This window comes from Polycladomyces abyssicola (assembly GCF_018326425.1).
GTDB classification, from domain to species: Bacteria; Bacillota; Bacilli; order Thermoactinomycetales; family JIR-001; genus Polycladomyces; species Polycladomyces abyssicola.
In genome coordinates this window covers 1,175,921-1,194,339 of record NZ_AP024601.1, presented here as the reverse complement: position 1 = coordinate 1,194,339, position 18,419 = coordinate 1,175,921, and the positions used below count along the sequence as shown (strand labels likewise).

Below are 18,419 nucleotides of genomic sequence, written 5' to 3'. Positions count from 1 at the left end.
CCATGACCACGGTACAAAACCACTTGCATCGTGCACGAAAACAATTGCAGAAACATCTGGCAGGCCTAGTTCAACAGGAAGGTGGAAAAGTTTATGATTTGTTCAAAACAAAGTCTTCTTGAGCAGTGGTGGGACGGGTCTTTAGAGAAGAAAGAAGTCCCGGATTTGGAACAACACCTTCAGTCCTGTTCGGCATGCCAAACTCATTTAGCTAAGCTAAAAAAAGAAAAACAAGTGGTGGAAGAATGGTTAAGCGAACCCGTGTTGCCCGACTCTTTCACCGAGCAGATCATGGTCCAGATTCGGGAACTGCTACCTGAGCAGGAAAACGAACCGGTCATACCTATAAAGAAAAAAAGGGCTCGGCGCAGAAGAATGGCGCTGGTGATCGGTTCCACCGTAGCGATTTTAGCGATATTCCTTGGGATCTGGACGGCAGTGTCACCTGCGTTTGCAAACTTTGTCAAGAAGAGCATTTTTCTGATCGATCGGTTCGATTCCCATGATGGCGGATTGAAGCTAGCCGCAAAAAACGGGTTTAGTGCCCCTCTTAACAAAAAAATAACCAGTTCGGGGTATACGGTCGAATTGCAAGAAGTGATTGCCGACCCTTCCCGCATTACGGTTGATTTCCAAATCAGAGACGCAAATGGAAAATTGGTTCTCTATGTATTGGACAATGATAACCATTCTCCCATTGCATCTCTGGTGGACGAAAATGGGAAAGTTCTGGCGTATGGCCATGACAATACTGGGAATTCCAACCAACATCGCCTTACCCTTATTCCCACGGAGCCCCTGCCAAACAAAGCAACACTACGGATATCGGCGAATGTATTGCGCCAATTCAATCTGCATCATGAAAAAATAATCAAAGGGAGCTGGAATGTGTCTATACCGCTACAGCTAGACAAAGGTATATCCTCTACCAGAGTCGCTCACATTAATCAAACGCGGACTTTTCATGGTGTAGATGTCCAGTTGGATGACTTTTTATACTCACCAAGCGCGATGTCTATACAATACTCGTTAAAGCAAAATGAACAAGAAAAGAAACAGCTTCAACGAATCGCAAAACAATTCCCACAACGTGATTATTCACCGAAAATGTATTATGAAATTACGGATACTCAAGGAAAAAGCCTTGCTTACCTTACCCATGATGACCTACCCGGCAAGAGAGAGGAAAATCACCTTAACAGTGCCGTACAGAAAATTGGCGTTGGAGAGATTTCCAAGAAGGATCTGTACAATCCTCATCCACTGAAGAAAGGATACCTCTTCCGATTAAAAGGAATTGTGAAAAAAGAAGCTACAGATGCCCACATCACATTTAACCCACAAACTGTCTCGCAACAGCCTGTATCGTTTAACTACAAAGGAAATTTGATCACCATCACTTACGCGGGGCATGAGCCTTCAAAAGGTTCACACAACCACAATCTTGCTGTAAATGTAGAGTTAAAGCCGGTTAACAATTATCTGGGCTCAATGGATTGGCACTTTGTCGACGACAAAGGGAAAGTACACAACTTCTATGGTAGTGCAGAGAATAAAAATGGCGTTTATCATTATACGCTGGTCATTGATGATATTGTAGACGCTCCCAAACAGCTTACCCTTGTTATGGATGCGATCGACCATTATTACCCGGTTGATTGGGAAGTTCCCTTTCATTTTTCGAAATAGGGGTCAGATGCACGCAGACGAGGCGTGGTTCCCACACAGATTAAGTAAAAAGTAACCCGCGTGGTTTGCAGGCCTGGCGGGTTACTTTTTTTGTGACGCGGTGATGTACGTCACGCAAACCGGAAAAGAGTGAGTTCAGCATATCCTGTTCTCGATCGGTAGCTTGAAAATGGCCGTACTTCATAATCAATCATTTCAGCGAATTTTAAAATGACTTCTAGGAGTTTTCTCGCTCGCAACGATATAATAAATGTTGGGACAATCGAAAAGGAAGGATGACAACACGTGGCAACCGTGACTTGGTTTCAGTACGCCTGGGGATTTCTCCCCCAACCAAGTGGGGACATCGCTGTTTGGCAGCCTTTGAATCGACTGTATTGCAAACGTTTCCCCCATTGGCAGACCCTCGCCATCGGGTTTGAATTACAGAACATCGATCTGACACGGGACAATCTGATCGCTGTTCACTTCTATGCACCTCACCTCGTTTCCCCGTTGGCGACTGCAGAAGGACTCACCGAGAAGATACCGGGTGCCAAAAATGGTGTGTTTCAACATCACTTGCGTTTCGAAAACCTGCCGTTGGAGAAGGAAGGCGAATATTACTCCATCTTGTACATAAACGGACGGAAGGCTGGAACTTTTCCGCTGACTGTCACACGAAAACGGTTTATGGAGGAATTACGGGTGGTAACATGAGGGAGGACAACGGTAGACGGATATAAGTCTTCTCTGGTGAGTCCAAGAGGTGACAACGTCGACCAGAAACATCTTAAACAGAAGATAGGAGCGGTCATATATGCGTCTGTTTCTGTTGTTAGGCAGTTTGAACATGTTTTTGAGCATCGCGTTGGGTGCATTCGGCGCACACGGTCTCGAAGGTAAGGTCTCGGAACGGATGATGGAGATTTGGCGAACCGGTGCGCACTATCACATCGTACACGGGTTGGCACTCATCGCCATTGGCTTATTGGCGGATCGCTTCGGCGGCAGCGGACTGATCACCACAGCAGGCTGGCTGATCCTGGTGGGGATTGTGCTCTTTTCCGGCAGTCTTTACGCCATGGTGCTCACCAATGTGACCAAGCTGGGTGCCATCACGCCGATCGGCGGTGTCGCCTTCTTGGCCGGGTGGGTGTGCGTGTTTCTCGCCGCGTGGAAACAGATGGGATGAAGGGTAGATCAGGTTGGCGCTGATTCTTCCGGAAACAGGAGGTCAGCGCCATATTTATCTATGAAAGCTTTACTCGATCGACTCTTGAGACACGGATGCTTGAATCCGATAAATTGGTTAGATGGCAGAGTAACGATTCATTTTCATCCACGATCGAACCTGTGGCCGGGGAAACCCCGGCCGCCAATACTAATCAATGCATCCCACTTTTCGGAAATCTCGTCCGATCGTGTTCACTCTTTCCCCTGCATCTCCGTTCCGATGTTGCTCAATCGGTACGCCATTTTCAACACCTCATGATGATACGGCTCCGGGATCGATGCATCATCCACCATCGTGACCAGTTCCTTGGCCATTCGAATCAGAGAGGAGGCTGTCTCTCGCTTGCTTTTCTTTCTCGTTCGTTTCTTGGGTGTGGTCTGAGCAGAGGATGGTTTCGTTTGTTTTTTCTTAGATGTGGCGGAGTCCGCTTTTTTCCCCGACCGTATCAGCGCCTCGACCGACACGCCCAGATGAGGAGCCAATTGCTCGGCTAATTCCCGGGTCCACTCTTTTTTTCCCTGTTCCAGTGAGCGGATAACATTTACACTGAGTCCCGATTTCTCCGCCAATGCTTTTTGTGTCAATCCTGCTGACGTTCTCGCTTCTTTCAGTTTGCTCATCGCTGAACCCTTTCTCTATTAAAATCTCTCTATCATGATACAAAAAATCCCCCGTGTTGGGGGAATGACCTTCTGCTATAGAGGAAACAACTGATTGCCGTAGGTGGAAACAACATCTCTCTGCCCACGAAACAATGCACGCCCCCTCATGAAGGAGGCGTGCGTTTTCATCCGATCAGGTTTTGTACCCGCTTTTCCCGGTTTTTTATGCTTTCACTTCCTGCGATTTTTGCCAGCGCAGGATCGGTTTGCGCGCCGCGGTCACCTCGTCCAGGCGCTTGACAATCGTGTTGTGCGGCGCTTCCTGCACCACTTCCGGATGGTTTTCTACTTCCTGCGCGATTTGGATCATCGCCTCGATGAAACGGTCCAGCGTTTCCTTGCTTTCCGTTTCCGTCGGCTCGATCATGAGACATTCGTCCACGATGAGCGGGAAGTAGATGGTCGGCGGATGGAAACCGTAGTCCAACAACCGTTTGGCGATATCCAACGTGCGCACACCCAGTTTTTTCTGCCGTTTGCCCGAAAGCACGAACTCGTGCTTGCAGTGTTGCGGATACGGCAGGTCATAGTACGGCTCCAGACGGCGCATCACGTAGTTGGCATTCAGTACTGCGTTTTCGGATACCTGGCGCAATCCGTCCGGCCCCATTGTACGAATGTACGTGTAGGCGCGCACCAGGATGCCGAAGTTGCCGTGGAACCCTTTGACCCGACCGATGGAGTTGGGCAGGTCCTCTTTCAGGTAGTAGCCGTTTTCCCCTTTTTCCACAATCGGTGTCGGCAGAAACGGAATCAGCTCTTTTTTCACGCCGACCGGCCCCGCCCCCGGACCGCCGCCGCCATGCGGGGTGGTGAATGTTTTGTGCAGGTTGAGGTGCACCACGTCAAAGCCCATATCCCCCGGACGTGCGATGCCGAGGATGGCGTTGGCGTTGGCCCCGTCGTAGTAGAGGAGGCCCCCTGCTTCGTGGACGATGTCGGCGATCTCCCGGATCTGCTCCTCAAACAATCCCAGCGTGTTGGGGTTGGTCAGCATCAGTGCTGCTGTGTCTTCCCCCACCACTTGTTTGAGGGCTTCCACGTCTACATGTCCTTTTTCGTTGGATTTCACGGTGATCGTTTCAAATCCGGCAACCGTTGCGCTGGCCGGGTTGGTGCCGTGCGCGGAGTCAGGCACGATCACTTTGTTCCGCTGTGATTCACCGCGGCTTTCATGGTAGGCCCGAATCATCATCAGGCCGGTCCATTCACCTTGGGCTCCTGCCGCGGACTGGAGCGTCACCTGATCCATGCCCGTAATCTCGGCCAGATCCCGTTGCAGTTCATACAGCAACTGCAATGCACCCTGCACCGTCTCCTCCGGCTGGTACGGATGGATCTTGGCAAAACCGGGCAGACGGGCCATATCTTCATTTACTTTGGGGTTGTATTTCATCGTGCAGGAACCGAGCGGATAAAATCCATTGTCCACCCCGTAGTTGCGACGGGACAACTCGGTGTAGTGTCGGATCAAATCCAGCTCGGACACCTCCGGCAATTCGGCCGGAGTTTCACGGAGCATTTCTTCCGGAATCGCCTCTTCCAACGGGATTTCCGGCACATCGGATTCCGGCAGGCTGTACGCCACCCTCCCGGGTTGGCTCATCTCGAAAATCAGCGCCTTTTCCTTGTTCATCGCACGATCCCCTCCATTACCTCGGCCAACCGGTCAATCTCCTCTTTGGTCCGCATTTCTGTCACCGCCAACAGCATCGCACCCGCAAATTCGGCATAATCGCGACCCAAATCGTAACCGCCGATGATGCCTTCCTCCAGAAGCCGCCGGTTCACTTCCCCGACAGGTTCCCGCAATTTCAGTGCAAATTCGTTGAAGAACGGGTGATCGAACAGCGGCTCCACCCCCGGAATCTGAGCGAGACGCTGCCGGGCATAATGCGCTTTTCGTACGTTCAACCGCGCTACTTCCTGGATGCCCTGTTTGCCCATCGCCGACATATAGACGGCGGCGGCCAATGCATTGAGCGCCTGGTTGGAACAAATGTTGGAGGTGGCTTTTTCCCGGCGGATATGCTGTTCCCGCGCCTGCAGGGTGAGCACGAAACCGCGTTTGCCCTCTTCATCCACGGTTTGCCCCACAATCCGGCCCGGGATGCGGCGCATGAGCGCTTTGGTCGTCGCGAAATAACCGCAATGCGGACCGCCAAACTGCACAGCGATCCCCATCGGTTGTGCATCGCCGACGACGATGTCCGCCCCGTATGCCCCCGGTGGTTTCAGCACGCCAAGCGCGATCGGATTGGCGCTGACGACCAGCATGCCTTTGTGCCGGTGGGCAATCGGCTCGATGGCACCCAGATCTTCCAGGTTACCGAAAAAGTTGGGCGTTTGCACAATGACGGCGGCTGTGTCGGCATCCACCAGCTCCTCCAGCCGGGCGGGATCGGTCACGCCGTAGGTGCAGGGGGCTTCCACCACCGTCAGCCCGACTCCTTTGGCGTAGGTGGACAAAATGGCGCGCGCTTCCGGATGGACGGCACGGGAGACCACCACCTTCCGTTTGCGCGTGGTCGCCATCGCCACACCCGCCGCCTCCGCCAATGCAGTCGGTCCGTCATACATCGATGAGTTGGCCACTTCCATCCCGGTCAACTCACAGATCATCGTCTGAAATTCGAAAATGGCCTGAAGTTCCCCCTGGCTGATCTCCGGCTGGTACGGGGTGTACGCGGTGTAAAATTCCGAACGGGAGATCACGTGATTCACCACACTGGGAATGTGATGCTCATACGCTCCCGCCCCCAGGAAGCAAACATACTGGTCAAACGAAGCGTTTTTCCCAGCCAGGCGGTTCATGTGCCGCACCAAATCGGGTTCCGGCATCGCCTCGGGAATGTTGAGCCGCCCACGGAAACGGACGGACTCGGGAATATCCGCGAAAAGCTCCTCCACCGAATCGATGCCGAGTGTCGCCATCATCTCCCGGCGATCTTGTTCGGTCATCGGCAAGTAACGAAACTTCATCCACTCCATCCCCCTGTTGTCATCTGCTTATTTTTTCGGTCGTTTGTAAAAGGGTGTGGGCACGATTTCGGCTTCCACCCGTTTGCCTCGCACATCCACATGCACGCGGTTCCCCGTCTCTGCGTGCTGGGATTTGATCAAAGCGAGCGCCACGTTCTTACCCAACGTGGGAGATTGCGTGCCGGAAGTGACTTCACCCACTTCCTCTTCACCCACATACACCGGATAATGCGCTCGGGCGATTCCCCGTCCGATCATCTCCAGACCGACCAATTTACGAGGTACGCCCTCTTCTTTTTGTTTGAGCAGAGCATCCCGTCCGATGAAATCGCCTTTATCCAGCTTCACGGCGAATCCCAGTCCGGCTTCCAACGGGGAGATGCTGGCAGACAACTCATGTCCGTACAGCGGGAGACGTGCCTCCAGACGCAGCGTGTCACGGGCACCCAATCCGCAAGGTACCACGCCTTCTTCCGCACCCGCTTCCAGGATTTTGTTCCACAGAGTGGGCGCATCGTCCGGACTCACGTAGATTTCGAAACCGTCTTCTCCGGTGTACCCCGAACGGGACACGAGCGCGATCACCCCGTCGAGATCGACATCATGCTTGAAACGGAAAAATCCGATCGAGGAGAGATCGGTTCGGGTCAGCTTTTGCAGGATCTTCTCGGCGAGCGGTCCCTGCAGCGCCAACTGGGCCGTTTCCCGGGAAATGTCCCGCACCGTGACTTCACCTTGGGCGTGCTTCTCAATCCATTCCAGATCCTTTTCGATATTGGCAGCGTTAATGACCAACAGGAATGAGTCTTCTCCCCTGTACACGAGCAGATCATCCACAGTGCCGCCGTCCGGGTAGCACATCAACGAGTATTGCGCCTGTCCCACCTGCAGTTTGGAGGCATCGTTGGTCGTCAGCTTCTGCACCAACGCCAATGCATCCGGACCGCTGATCTCCACTTCCCCCATATGGGATACATCGAACAACCCCGCACGCGTCCGTACTGCTTCATGCTCCGCCTTGATACCCGTAAACTGTACCGGCATCTCCCACCCGGCGAAGGGAACCAGCTTCGCTTCCTCTTTGTACACGTCATATAAAGGGGTACGTTTCAATTCCGACAACCTCTCCACCTCCGCACTTTTCTACCACAGTTTGCCACATATTCCAACTTTCCAAACAAAAAGACAGAGGGATCGCCTGTATCTGTGCGTTCCACTCTGTCCGGAAACCTGAGAGTTCATCCCGCATGGGGAGCGGGACTGCCCCTTGGGTGGCTCACTTGGGAGTGAGCGCTCTCCAGAGTCGCGTCCAGCGGGCCTCCTTTTGCCTGAGAGATTCACCCGGTGTGATGGGTTTGCTCCTTCGGCGCCACGCCTTTACGTGGTCTCTCCTCCCGCCTTCAACCGCTTGGCCATATCCATTTGTCGAACGATGGGGGTGGGAACAGCTTATCTGCTTTCAATCGGGAAAACGTTCCCTTATCAGGGCTGATCTGCCCTGTAAACAGCATTTCTCCTTCTCATTGTGCCATAAATCCCGAACAAAATCGACACTTTTCACAAGAAAATTCGGCTCATAATCGTTTCCATCACGTATCCCATGTTCCATTATACACATTTCTTATCCTAATGGCGAAACGATTTGAAACTGCTGAAAATGCGGAACGGGTTTTCCAGCCTATTTTCTAAACCTTTTCTCTATTTCATCATACATTATCCCATCGACACAAAAGGACGGATGATTTATGCTGCATATGACGTGCAAAGGAAAAATTCACCGAGCAAGGGTGACGGAGGCCAACCTCGACTATGTCGGGAGCATCAGCATTGATGAACAATTGATGGAAGCCGCTTCAATCCGCCCGTTTGAAATGGTGCAGATCAACGGTCTCCGCTCCGCCCAGACGTGGCAGACCTACACCATCCCAGCTCCCTATGGAAGCGGAGAGATCTGCGTCAATGGTCCGCCCGCCCATTTGTTCCGAGTGGGAGACCTCGTCATCATCCTCAGTGTAGGCTTCTTCACCGAATCAGATTTGGAACGGTTTCAACACCGCACAGTTTTGGTGGATGAACAAAACCATCTGGTGGATGTCAAAACCTACACTCGGCAATCCGCCCATCACATCCGTGGGGGAGAAGGGAAATGAAACCGGTAGGATGGGAACCAGAACGTCGTTTTCTCAACAAATGGGGCATGCACCTGTTGCTGTCGGAACAACGGAACGCCCCCTGCCATCTGCCGGAAACTCAATTGCTGGAAGAGACTTCCCTGCGTAGTTTACTCCATCGATACGAGCGGGTCTACATCAAACCCGTCGCCGGCTTCGGCGGCAGTCGGATCAGTCTGCTGGAACAGCTAGCGAACAAGATTCACTGGACCCGACAAGAAACGGGAGAACGGCTCGTGTTCCCCGATTGGCTCCGTTTCTGGCCGATCTTCTCCTCCTCCCACCCGAAATCCGACATCTTTATCGCCCAACAGGCCGCCCCGCTCCGCACCTACCAGAACCGCCCGTTTGACATCCGAGTCCACCTCCAACGCGATACCGACAACCGTTGGGTATACGCCGGCGATTTGGTGCGCGTGGCCGGGAGTGGAGGCATCGTTTCCAATGTGGCGATCTCCGGAGGCGAGGTGATCCCGACGGAACGGGTGTTACAGGCATTGGGAATTGAGGAAGACACCCAACCATCCTGGCGAGAGATCGCCGATTGGGTGTGCCGGTCACTGGATACGGTTGATCAGTTTGAGGAAGTGGGACTGGATCTGGGAGTGGACGTGGACGGGCAATGGTGGCTGTTGGAGGTTAATACCAATGATGCCTGGGGTGGACCCAGCCACGAATTGTTCGCTCAATTGCCCGACACCAAAAAATATGACGAGATTCGCCTCCGCTACGCCCGACGCGTCGGTATTCCGCAATGGTTGCAGGATATCGTGTTCGACTCTTCCGATTCGGGTGACGGAACGCATTGATATGGGAGCGACACAAGGGTGAACCATTTTCCCATCACCGCTCAAAAGCTCGCCGGAAAATGGTCACTCTTATGAGCTGATGACCACTATTCCTCGAATGGCGCCTCCCTCCTCCATTCTAGTATCCCAAGCCATCGTTCGGAAGACATCCCCCGCACTCACTTCTGGATACACACAAACTTCCATCGATGTCATGAAGGGGAACCATTGCTACATACTTTTTTCCTCATACGCTCATACTAAAATCTGGAAAACACTTGGAAGCGGACGAGGAGGATATCGCGGTGTCGTTACCCATTCGCATGGATCGCAAGTGGTTGGTCGAATTGATACAGCATATCGAGAAAGACGCCGATTGGAGCACATGGGACCAGTTCCGGTTGGCTATGGAAGCCACCCAGGCGCAAATCGTTCCTCATTTTGACGCATTGCAATGCCTGCAGCACCTGCACGGGTTTGAACCGCTTCCCCATCAGATTGAAACGGCCCGCCGCGTAATCGGCGAAATGCGGGGACGGGCCATTTTGGCCGACGAAGTCGGCTTGGGGAAAACGATCGAAGCCGGCTTGATCCTCAAAGAGTATCTGTTGCGCGGATTGGTCAAAAAAGTCCTCATCCTGGTACCGTCCTCTCTGGTCCTTCAGTGGACGCGGGAGTTGAACCAGAAATTTCAAATTCCGGCGATGGCGCAAAAGAAAGAGTGGATGTGGGAAAAATACGATATCCTGGTCGCCTCCATCGATACCGCCAAACGCGATCCGCACCGGAGTATCGTAATGTCCCATCGCTACGACATGCTGATCGTCGACGAAGCGCACAAACTGAAAAACCGACGGACGAAAAACTGGCAGTTCATCAACGAGCTGCAAAAGAAATACTGCCTGTTGCTCACGGCCACTCCGGTGCAAAACCAGTTGGATGAGTTGTACAACTTGGTTACGCTGCTCAAACCGGGGCACCTCGGCCGTCAATCCACGTTTCAAACCGAACACATGGCGGGCAAACGCAAAGCGAAAAACCCGGAACAACTACGCGAGGAGATCCATCGTGTGATGATCCGCAACAAACGGAGCGACAGCAATCTGTCTTTCACCCGGCGTCACGTCTACACCGTTCCCATCCGGCTATCACCGGAGGAGCGGGCTTTGTACGAAGGGGTTACCCGTTTTGTACGCGACCGTTACCGGGAAGGCCGCGGAAATATGAAGACCCTGCTCTCCCTGCTCGTGTTGCAGCGGGAAGTGTGCAGCAGTCGGGATGCCGTGTTTCTCACGCTGTTCAAGCTGTTTCAGCAGGGAGAGAAAGGTCGGGAAACCATTTCGCCCGAAGTGCAGCAACTGATCGACCTGCTCCGCACCGTCAAGGAACAATCCAAGGTGAAAAAAGTGGTGGAAATGCTATCGAACAGCGAAGAAAAATGGATCATTTTCACCGAATATCGCGCCACCCAGGAGATGATCATGCGTGCCCTGGCTGAGAAAGGGATTTCCGCCATCCCGTACCGAGGTGGATTTCAGCGCAACAAAAAAGACTGGATGATGGAACTGTTTCAAAAACGTGCTCAGGTGATGGTGGCCACCGAAGCGGGCGGTGAAGGCATCAACCTGCAGTTCTGCCATCACATCATCAACTATGACATGCCGTGGAACCCGATGCGCGTCGAACAACGGATCGGGCGCGTTCACCGGCTGGGGCAAACCCACGATGTGCACATCTACAATTTCGCGACAGAAGATACGATTGAAGAGCATATTATCTGGCTGTTGCATGAGAAAATCGACATGTTCCAGTCGGTGATCGGTGATCTGGAAACGATCCTGGAGCGGTTGGACATAAAGGACTCGATGGAACAAAACCTGATGCAAATCGTGATAGAAGCGAAAGACGACCGAGAAATCCGTGAACGGTTCGGCCAAATCGGGGACAGCATCCATCAAGCCCGCATCCGCTCCGGTGACCGGACACTACGGCAACAGGAGGATTCAGACCATGAATCCACAACAAGTGCGCAACTTCACTGAACGCTACTTTTTGTCCCAAAAATGCAGCATCATCGAAAAAAGTCCGGCTCATCTGCAGGTGCAACTGACGGTAGAGGCGGACAAGGACATCATGAACCGCCCGTTTTACTGGATGTACGTGGAGCGGATGGGCCTACCCGCCAATCCTGCCATCCTCACGCTGATCTTCGACCCGGAAGCGGCTCCGCCAGACTTGAGCGGTGAACTGATGAACTTCGGTTCGCCCCGCTTCGCCCTGCTGTTGGAATCCGCTCAAAAACGGGGGCGTTTCGTTCGGCTGTTCGAATCACCATCCACCACCGCCCCGCATCCGTTGCTCTCCCGGCCGTATGTACCGTGGTTGGGCGTCAACTTTCTCGTTTCCTATGTCTGCGACCGGAAGAAGGACGAGATCGTCGACCTGGGCATCAATCTGCACAGCGGAGAAGTGGTGACCTCATTTTACGATCGTCTCCAACACAAACAATGGTCGTCCAAACTACCCGCCAATCGGCACATCATCCAACCGCAACTAGGTATCGCCGAAGGCGTGGGTGAACTGGAATTCAACCTGCAAAAGCACATCGAAGAACAGGATCGCACCTGGGCCTATGAAGCCTACGAACAACTGGAACAGGAACTGAACCAGCTGGACCTCTACTACCCGGATCATCTGCGCCTCAGTGACGAAACCCGGGCGGAAAAGAAACAACGAATTGGCGAGGCGGTGTGGCAGTACCACCCGCGCGTGGAAGTGTCGGTGGTGAATGCGGGGTTGTTTTATCTGGACGGGGGAACGGGTAATTCATGAAGAAAGCCCTGTCGCGTTGACAGGGCTAAAGCACTGGGCAAACATCATCACGCCGTCGGGTCCGCCAACATTTTGGCCAGAAACTGCCGGGTCCGTTCCTCTTTCGGTTCGGTGAACAGCTCCTGCGGCGTACCTTGCTCCACGATTTGGCCGGCGTCCATGAACAGCACCCGGTCGGCCACGTTCTTGGCGAAATTCATCTCGTGGGTGACGATGACCATCGTCTGATTTTCCTGGGCCAGTTCCTTCATCGTTTTCAGCACTTCGCCCACCAGTTCGGGATCGAGGGCGGAGGTGGGCTCATCGAACAACAGCACTTCCGGTTCCATCGCCAACGCTCTGGCAATCGCCACCCGTTGCTGTTGTCCACCGGAGAGACGCGTCGGGTATTCGTCCCGTTTCTCCAACAACCCCACTTTTTTCAGCAGCTCTTCCGCTTTCTCGGTGGCAGCGCGTTTGTCCGCTTTTTTTACCACAACCGGGCCTTCGATCACATTTTCCAGCACTGTTTTGTGAGGAAACAGGTTGAAGCTTTGAAAAACCATCCCCGTTTTGCTGCGCAGGGTGCGAACATCCTTTTCCTTCACTTTTCCCTGTCCGAACGACAGTTCCGTACCGGCGACTGCGAGCGTTCCGGCGGTGGGTGTTTCCAACAGATTGATGCACCGGAGCAACGTTGATTTTCCCGATCCGCTCGGGCCGATCACGCAGACGACTTCTCCTTCATTCACATCCAGATCGATTCCACGCAGCACTTCTGTTTCTCCGAATCTTTTTCGCAAACCACGAATGCGAATCATGTTCGCCCCTCCTCTCACGCCGCAAAACGGCTGTACCGTTTTTCGAGCCAATCCTGCAACACGTTGAGTACCGTACAAATGATCCAATAAATGATAGCCACCAGAATATAGGCGGTCATGTAATCATAGGTCTGGCCGCCGACGATTTTCGCCTGATACATCATCTCCGGCACGGTGACGACGGATAAAAGCGACGTGTCTTTAACCAAACTGAGAAATGTATTGGCCAGCGACGGCAAGGCTACGCGCGTTGCCTGCGGGATGATGATGCGCCGCATTGTTTGCCAATACGTCATATTGAGCGATTGCGCCGCCTCCCATTGCCCTTTGGGAATCGAGAGAATGGCGCCGCGAATCGTTTCCGCCGAATATCCTCCCACGTTGAGTGATAAGCCAATCACCCCGGCGGCGATCGCAGTGAGGGAAATCCCGATCACCGGCAAACCGACATACAAAATGAGCAGCTGTACCAACAGCGGTGTGCCTCGGATCACCGAGATGTAGGCACGGGCAGGCCATCTGAGCAGAGCATTGTCCGACATGCGGGCCATTGCGGTGATGAGTCCCAAGACCAATCCAATCGCCATGGTGACGAAACTGATCGAAATGGTGTATGTGATCCCTTTCAATACAAACGGTGTCGATTCAATCGCCGATTGGACATCAAAGATGTTTTCCCAGTGGATGTGTTCCCACCATCCGCTCACGGTTGTCCCACCTTTCCGGTTGCTTCATCTGACAATATTAAGGGTGTGTCCTGGTCATTCTGAGCAAAGCGTACTTTCCCCGCGTCCTTTGCTCACCGGGATGAAACGGCCATGATCTGCTTCCTTGGAGGACGCAGATGGAGCGAGCCGGGAAAGCCATGTGGGCAGTATTCACCAGATACCCCATAGGTGTCCGTTCAAAGGAGAAAGCGGCTCCGATCAATGAGCCGCCCCTTCCTCACTTCGTGATGTCCTGACCAAACCATTTCTCCGATATCTTCGCCAACGTTCCGTCCTTACGCATATCGTCCAATGCGCGGTTGATCGCCGCCACCAGGTCTTTATTCCCCTTCGGCACCGGGAAAGCGGAAATCCCTTTCTCAGCCGGGATCGGAATCACTTTGACCGGCAGCTTGACCGTCTTCATCATTTCAGCCACGGCCAGTCGGTCGTTGATGCTCACATCCACCCGCTTGGCGGCCACATCCCGCATCGCGGTCATCATATCTTCATAAGATACGAGATTGGCACCCGCTTTTTGGGCCATCTGTCCGTAGTTGCTGGTCGGAGTTTGACCGGCACGCTTTCCTTTAATATCTGCCAGTCCGTGAATGTCCTTGTTATCCTTGTGCACCACCAACACTGCATAGGACACGGTGTACGGCTTGGAGAAGTCGAATTTTTTCATCCGCTCCGGCTTGACCCCGACCTGGTTGGCCACCGAGTCGAAGCGACCCACACTGAGACTGCTGAGCAACGTGTCCCAGGGACCTTCCACGAACTGTGCCTTTACCCCCAAGCGTTTGGCCACTTCCTTGGCCACGTCGATATCAAAACCGACCAGTTGTTTCGTTTTTTCATCATGATAGCTGAAAGGTTTGTAGGTTCCTTCGGTTCCAAAGCGGATCGTGCCCCGCTTTTTGATTTGATCCAACAGATGATCCGTGCTTGAAGATTGATCGACGATCTTCACTTGGCCGCACGCGGCAAGCAAGATCATCGATAATACCGTGATCAGGATCAAGCTCCAACGTTTCATTTTCCGATCGCTCCCTCAAAACCTAGTTGACAGGTAGGTATTTACGGTTAAGGACACGATCATCATACAGAATGAACCCCGTTCTGTCAATAATAGGATAGCCACGATCCATCTGGTCAAACGCCGAAAGATCCCTCTTCACCGGCCTGAAAGTAGCGTTGTCTGGCGCGATTCCATTCCTGCACTTCCGGGTCTTCTCTCGTCAGGGATTGGTCAGTCGCTCTCCTGAGTAAACATTGTCCCCTTCCGGAATAACCAGACACGCCCTACCCGGATACCCATACCGCTTGTCCCGACATGGGTCGGTCAGGATTCTTTATTACCGTCCCGATCTCTCCCCAAGCTCCGGTACACGTCTGGCATACGATCTTCAAACACCGGAATCTTTCTCCGGATGCGCGCCACTTCAGCGAGATCAATCTCCACCGTCAGCAACTCTTCCTCTTCGCCGCCTTCCACCAGGATTTCTCCCCAGGGATCGACCACCATGGAGTGCCCGCCGAACACATCCCGACCACCGACGCCCACCCGGTTGCACGCTACGAGGTACAACTGGTTCTCCACGGCACGCGCCTGGTTCAACAGCCGCCAATGTGTCAGGCGCGGAAGCGGCCACTCGGCAGGAACGAACAAGATCTCCGCTCCGTCCAACGCCAGGGAGCGTGCCAACTCGGGAAAACGAATGTCATAGCAAATCATCACGCCCGCCCGATGTGATTCAAGGGAGAATGAAACCCGTTGATCCCCCGCATGCAAATATTTTTCCTCATCCATCAACCGGAACAAATGCACTTTGGAATACCGGGCCACTTGTTTGCCATCCCGGTCGAAAATATAAGCGGTGTTCCAAAAATGGTTCGCTTTTTTTTCGGCGATGGATCCTCCCACCAAATGAACGCGGTATCGCGCTGCGGTCGATGCCATCCATTCCACCAGCTCGCCCTGATCAGCACAATCTTCCAAACGGTCCAACGCATAACCCGTGTTCCACATCTCTGGCAGTACGACCACGTCTGCCTGCTCCCGTTCCGCCGCCCGACGAATCCAATCTTCCGCCCGTTGCCGATTTATTTTCGGGTCTCCCCACGCGATATCCATTTGTACCAATGAAATGCGCATCCTTTGTTCCCCCTTTTTCTCCATTCAAACAAAAACCACGGCCATTGACCATGGTGGATGTTCAGTATTGGTTCATACATTTCTTCGTGACGCGCGGGCGACGGAAAAAGTAGAGGCTCCGCAGCAATCCCTTGTAGCGCAATTTCACTTCCTCCCGGTAAGTGTGAAACGACTCACCGCCAAGTTGAACGACGCTGAAGCAACATAAGTAAAGGAAGCAAACCACTTCGTGCAACTGGGGGTAGCGTTTGGTTAAATTCCGTCGGTGCAGGGTTTCCTGCACTTGCTGGACCCTCTCCAGCAACAACCGGATCGGTGCGGGATCCTGTCCTGGCTCAAACCGGCGTAGCTCCCGCACACTTCTGTCGATAAAGGGTAAAATGTCTCTCAATTCCTGCGGCCGGGTCTCCCGCTGGGTATCCATTTTCTCCTCCCCCCCACAATCAAGAATCCGACAAGCTTTGCTGTCATTTTCAGTGATCCAGGGAATTTGTCTGATACCCGAACATTTTTCAGATATTTTTGGATTCTATCTGTTTTTTCTTGCCATCCTCCAGATTCTGTCGATATGGTATTCATGAACGGCTTTTGCCGGATCGAAAAGTGATTTAAGACGATTGTACCACATTCTCCCCACTTCTCCCACGGGTGAAATGAGGGAGATTTCGCCGTCGATTTTTGTCCGTGACAGTTGAGTTTTGGGACGCTGAACCTGAAGCACGCGCAACACACGGACAAATTCCCCTGTCTGACATTTCCCCATCATGCGCTCCGCTTTTTTCACTTCCAGTCGCAAACGAACACCGTTTTGCAACAGCGAAGGGGGCAATCCTACCAGCTGAAATCGTTTCCCTGTGTCATCCTCCAGCACCCAGCAACCGCCTTCCAAGTCCAAGAATCTCAACGTGCCCTGCAAAATCCAGGTATCGCCGTTCACCGTTTTTCCCTGCCACTGTGTCACCGTCCAAACACCAACGGCTGCCGTCAACAGACCAACCGTCAAGATCAATGCAAAACGCTGGTACAATGCATTTCACCTCCGACACTCATGCCATCATTTATATCCTTCCAATCAAACGCGATCCGCAAAACAAAAGCCCCGACGAGGGGCCATTCAGTCAAAAAAGCGCTGACTGATCCCATACAATTTGGCATAGGTCTTCCACGCGTAGGAATCGGTCATACCCGCGATGTGATCACAAACGACGCGTTCCCTATTCCCTTCTTCGGCCAGTTGGCGGTCCTTTTTGGGCAGCAGTTTGGGCTCCTGCAAAAATGCCTCAAACAGTTTACGAACGATGTATTGTCCTTTCCATTCCACCGTCTGCACGGTGTCGGATTCAATCACTTCGTTTTTGACGAGCGTTTTGAGGTCGGCACACAATCTCCGTAATTCGTCGGGCAGATCAGCGGTCCATCGCAAGCGATCGGATGTGACGTCCGGTACCTGCCGCAGTTGGACGTTGCGGACGAACGCATCGATCAAGTAGGCAAACATATGCTTCAACTTCGATTTGAAATCATCTTCTCTGGGACGGAGATCACGCAGAACATCCACCGCTTTTTTCAATCCCGGGTAGACTTCATGCAATTGATCCCGTTCGATCAGTTGGCGGATCGGCTCCACGTCCACCATTCGCAAATTGAGCGCATCCTCCAAATCGTGCGTGGCATAGGCGATGTCATCGGCGATTTCGATGATGGAGCATTCCAGCGTCCGATTGACCGTTCGTACATGGCGATCCTTATCGGAACGCTCCGTTTGCAGGAAGTGAGCGAGATCGTCATCGTTGAACGGACGCAGAACCCACTCGAACGCCTCCCGATCTTCCACAAACAGGCCCGCTTTTGGCGGGAAGGAGGTTGCCTGCGGATTGCAGGCATCATCGTATACAATGGGATATTTCAAAATGGACAACAGCAGCGCCCGGGTCACGTTCAACCCCTCCGGCGGCTTCCCTTCCAGCCGGGTCAGGAGGCGAAATGTATGAGCGTTGCTTTCGAAACCACCGTGTTCCCGCATGCAGGCATCCAACGCACGCTCTCCCTGATGGCCAAACGGGGGATGACCCAAGTCGTGAGCCAGTGCTGCCGCTTCAATCAGCGAGGTGTCAATCTTCCGGTCCGGCTGCAACAAGGGGGAGTGTTGGTTGAGCGCGATGGCGATCCCACGGGCGATCTGCGCCACTTCCATCGAATGCGTCAACCGGGTGCGGGGAAAATCGCTCACCCCGGTCCCGATCACCTGCGTTTTGGATTGCATTCGCCGAAAGGCCGCACTGTGTACGATCCGACCGTAATCCCTTTCAAACTCGTCCCGCGGTTCTCGAGCGGAGCGCTTCGGTTGGGAAAACCTCCGTTCCCAATCCGTTGAACCGTACAAACGATTGGGAGCATCAGACAGCCACATCCCC

The 18,419-nt window shown here is 53.2% G+C and carries 18 protein-coding genes and 1 riboswitch; of the genes, 7 read left to right on the top strand and 11 right to left on the bottom strand.

All coding sequences use genetic code 11. From position 1 onward, the window contains the following. The first annotated feature begins 93 nt into the window (after nt 1-93). The 3 genes from KI215_RS06010 (at nt 94) to KI215_RS06000 (ending at nt 2,863) form a co-directional block, all read left to right on the top strand. Nucleotides 94-1,689 (top strand): DUF4179 domain-containing protein, encoded by a 1,596-nt coding sequence (locus tag KI215_RS06010; protein ID WP_212774647.1) that lies wholly within the window; start codon nt 94-96, stop codon nt 1,687-1,689. A gap of 285 nt (nt 1,690-1,974) precedes the next feature. Further along, nucleotides 1,975-2,388: a hypothetical protein gene (locus KI215_RS06005; RefSeq protein WP_212774646.1), complete on the top strand. Its 414-nt coding sequence runs from the start codon at nt 1,975-1,977 to the stop codon at nt 2,386-2,388. 100 nt (nt 2,389-2,488) lie between these two features. Further along, the gene (locus tag KI215_RS06000; RefSeq protein ID WP_212774645.1) at nt 2,489-2,863 is read left to right on the top strand and encodes a DUF423 domain-containing protein; all 375 of its coding nucleotides are present in this window, start codon (nt 2,489-2,491) and stop codon (nt 2,861-2,863) included. Between the two features lie 233 nt (nt 2,864-3,096). Here the strand turns inward: KI215_RS06000 and KI215_RS05995 are convergent, their stop codons facing one another. The 4 genes from KI215_RS05995 to gcvT all read right to left on the bottom strand — a co-directional run bounded on the left by KI215_RS05995 (nt 3,097) and on the right by gcvT (nt 7,671). Then, nucleotides 3,097-3,525, bottom strand: coding sequence for a helix-turn-helix transcriptional regulator (locus tag KI215_RS05995; RefSeq protein WP_212774644.1), 429 nt, complete (start codon nt 3,523-3,525; stop codon nt 3,097-3,099). 205 nt (nt 3,526-3,730) lie between these two features. Beyond that, nucleotides 3,731-5,203: an aminomethyl-transferring glycine dehydrogenase subunit GcvPB gene (gene gcvPB, locus KI215_RS05990; RefSeq protein WP_212774643.1), complete on the bottom strand. Its 1,473-nt coding sequence runs from the start codon at nt 5,201-5,203 to the stop codon at nt 3,731-3,733. Beyond that, the gene (gene gcvPA, locus KI215_RS05985; RefSeq protein WP_212774642.1) at nt 5,200-6,549 is read right to left on the bottom strand and encodes an aminomethyl-transferring glycine dehydrogenase subunit GcvPA; all 1,350 of its coding nucleotides are present in this window, start codon (nt 6,547-6,549) and stop codon (nt 5,200-5,202) included. Before gcvPA ends, gcvPB begins: the two co-directional genes overlap by 4 nt. Nucleotides 6,550-6,576: 27 nt before the next feature. Next, nucleotides 6,577-7,671 carry a glycine cleavage system aminomethyltransferase GcvT gene (gene gcvT / locus KI215_RS05980; RefSeq protein WP_212774641.1) on the bottom strand — a complete coding sequence of 365 codons (1,095 nt, stop codon included), beginning with the start codon at nt 7,669-7,671 and terminating at the stop codon, nt 6,577-6,579. 184 nt (nt 7,672-7,855) lie between these two features. Further along, nucleotides 7,856-7,953, bottom strand: a riboswitch (glycine riboswitch). Nucleotides 7,954-8,294: 341 nt separating this feature from the next. Between gcvT and panD the strand changes: the two genes are divergently transcribed. The 4 genes from panD (at nt 8,295) to KI215_RS05960 (ending at nt 12,340) form a co-directional block, all read left to right on the top strand. After that, the gene (gene panD, locus KI215_RS05975; protein ID WP_212774640.1) at nt 8,295-8,699 is read left to right on the top strand and encodes an aspartate 1-decarboxylase; all 405 of its coding nucleotides are present in this window, start codon (nt 8,295-8,297) and stop codon (nt 8,697-8,699) included. After that, a complete protein-coding gene (locus tag KI215_RS05970) occupies nt 8,696-9,529 on the top strand; it encodes a YheC/YheD family protein (RefSeq protein WP_212774639.1) in 834 nt (277 codons plus the stop codon). Before panD ends, KI215_RS05970 begins: the two co-directional genes overlap by 4 nt. Nucleotides 9,530-9,831: 302 nt before the next feature. Beyond that, a complete protein-coding gene (locus KI215_RS05965) occupies nt 9,832-11,550 on the top strand; it encodes a DEAD/DEAH box helicase (RefSeq protein ID WP_212775083.1) in 1,719 nt (572 codons plus the stop codon). Next, a complete protein-coding gene (locus tag KI215_RS05960) occupies nt 11,519-12,340 on the top strand; it encodes a YqhG family protein (RefSeq protein ID WP_212774638.1) in 822 nt (273 codons plus the stop codon). The genes KI215_RS05965 and KI215_RS05960 overlap by 32 nt, the downstream gene beginning before the upstream one ends. 47 nt (nt 12,341-12,387) lie before the next feature. Here KI215_RS05960 and KI215_RS05955 read toward each other — a convergent pair whose 3' ends face one another. The 7 genes from KI215_RS05955 to KI215_RS05925 all read right to left on the bottom strand — a co-directional run bounded on the left by KI215_RS05955 (nt 12,388) and on the right by KI215_RS05925 (nt 18,415). Next, nucleotides 12,388-13,140: an amino acid ABC transporter ATP-binding protein gene (locus KI215_RS05955; protein ID WP_212774637.1), complete on the bottom strand. Its 753-nt coding sequence runs from the start codon at nt 13,138-13,140 to the stop codon at nt 12,388-12,390. 14 nt (nt 13,141-13,154) lie between these two features. Next, nucleotides 13,155-13,847: an amino acid ABC transporter permease gene (locus KI215_RS05950; protein WP_212774636.1), complete on the bottom strand. Its 693-nt coding sequence runs from the start codon at nt 13,845-13,847 to the stop codon at nt 13,155-13,157. Between the two features lie 238 nt (nt 13,848-14,085). Further along, nucleotides 14,086-14,886, bottom strand: a complete 801-nt coding sequence (locus KI215_RS05945) for a transporter substrate-binding domain-containing protein (RefSeq protein WP_212774635.1) — start codon at nt 14,884-14,886, stop codon at nt 14,086-14,088. Between the two features lie 306 nt (nt 14,887-15,192). Beyond that, nucleotides 15,193-16,005 carry a carbon-nitrogen family hydrolase gene (locus KI215_RS05940; protein WP_246512215.1) on the bottom strand — a complete coding sequence of 271 codons (813 nt, stop codon included), beginning with the start codon at nt 16,003-16,005 and terminating at the stop codon, nt 15,193-15,195. A gap of 61 nt (nt 16,006-16,066) precedes the next feature. Then, nucleotides 16,067-16,429: a hypothetical protein gene (locus KI215_RS05935; protein ID WP_212774633.1), complete on the bottom strand. Its 363-nt coding sequence runs from the start codon at nt 16,427-16,429 to the stop codon at nt 16,067-16,069. Between the two features lie 105 nt (nt 16,430-16,534). Further along, the gene (locus KI215_RS05930; protein WP_212774632.1) at nt 16,535-17,032 is read right to left on the bottom strand and encodes a hypothetical protein; all 498 of its coding nucleotides are present in this window, start codon (nt 17,030-17,032) and stop codon (nt 16,535-16,537) included. 87 nt (nt 17,033-17,119) lie between these two features. Then, a complete protein-coding gene (locus KI215_RS05925; protein ID WP_212774631.1) occupies nt 17,120-18,415 on the bottom strand; it encodes an anti-phage deoxyguanosine triphosphatase in 1,296 nt (431 codons plus the stop codon). Nucleotides 18,416-18,419: the final 4 nt, after the last annotated feature.

What these genes read in the sequence shown, in the direction of transcription:
- KI215_RS06010 (WP_212774647.1), top strand. Translation starts at nt 94, where the DNA reads ATGATTTGTTCAAAACAAAGTCTTCTTGAGCAGTGGTGGGACGGGTCT.
- KI215_RS06000 (WP_212774645.1), top strand. Translation starts at nt 2,489, where the DNA reads ATGCGTCTGTTTCTGTTGTTAGGCAGTTTGAACATGTTTTTGAGCATC.
- KI215_RS05995 (WP_212774644.1), bottom strand. Translation starts at nt 3,525, where the DNA reads ATGAGCAAACTGAAAGAAGCGAGAACGTCAGCAGGATTGACACAAAAA.
- gcvPB (WP_212774643.1), bottom strand. Translation starts at nt 5,203, where the DNA reads ATGAACAAGGAAAAGGCGCTGATTTTCGAGATGAGCCAACCCGGGAGG.
- gcvPA (WP_212774642.1), bottom strand. Translation starts at nt 6,549, where the DNA reads ATGAAGTTTCGTTACTTGCCGATGACCGAACAAGATCGCCGGGAGATG.
- panD (WP_212774640.1), top strand. Translation starts at nt 8,295, where the DNA reads ATGCTGCATATGACGTGCAAAGGAAAAATTCACCGAGCAAGGGTGACG.
- KI215_RS05970 (WP_212774639.1), top strand. Translation starts at nt 8,696, where the DNA reads ATGAAACCGGTAGGATGGGAACCAGAACGTCGTTTTCTCAACAAATGG.
- KI215_RS05965 (WP_212775083.1), top strand. Translation starts at nt 9,832, where the DNA reads ATGGATCGCAAGTGGTTGGTCGAATTGATACAGCATATCGAGAAAGAC.
- KI215_RS05960 (WP_212774638.1), top strand. Translation starts at nt 11,519, where the DNA reads ATGAATCCACAACAAGTGCGCAACTTCACTGAACGCTACTTTTTGTCC.
- KI215_RS05955 (WP_212774637.1), bottom strand. Translation starts at nt 13,140, where the DNA reads ATGATTCGCATTCGTGGTTTGCGAAAAAGATTCGGAGAAACAGAAGTG.
- KI215_RS05945 (WP_212774635.1), bottom strand. Translation starts at nt 14,886, where the DNA reads ATGAAACGTTGGAGCTTGATCCTGATCACGGTATTATCGATGATCTTG.
- KI215_RS05940 (WP_246512215.1), bottom strand. Translation starts at nt 16,005, where the DNA reads ATGCGCATTTCATTGGTACAAATGGATATCGCGTGGGGAGACCCGAAA.
- KI215_RS05935 (WP_212774633.1), bottom strand. Translation starts at nt 16,429, where the DNA reads ATGGATACCCAGCGGGAGACCCGGCCGCAGGAATTGAGAGACATTTTA.
- KI215_RS05925 (WP_212774631.1), bottom strand. Translation starts at nt 18,415, where the DNA reads ATGTGGCTGTCTGATGCTCCCAATCGTTTGTACGGTTCAACGGATTGG.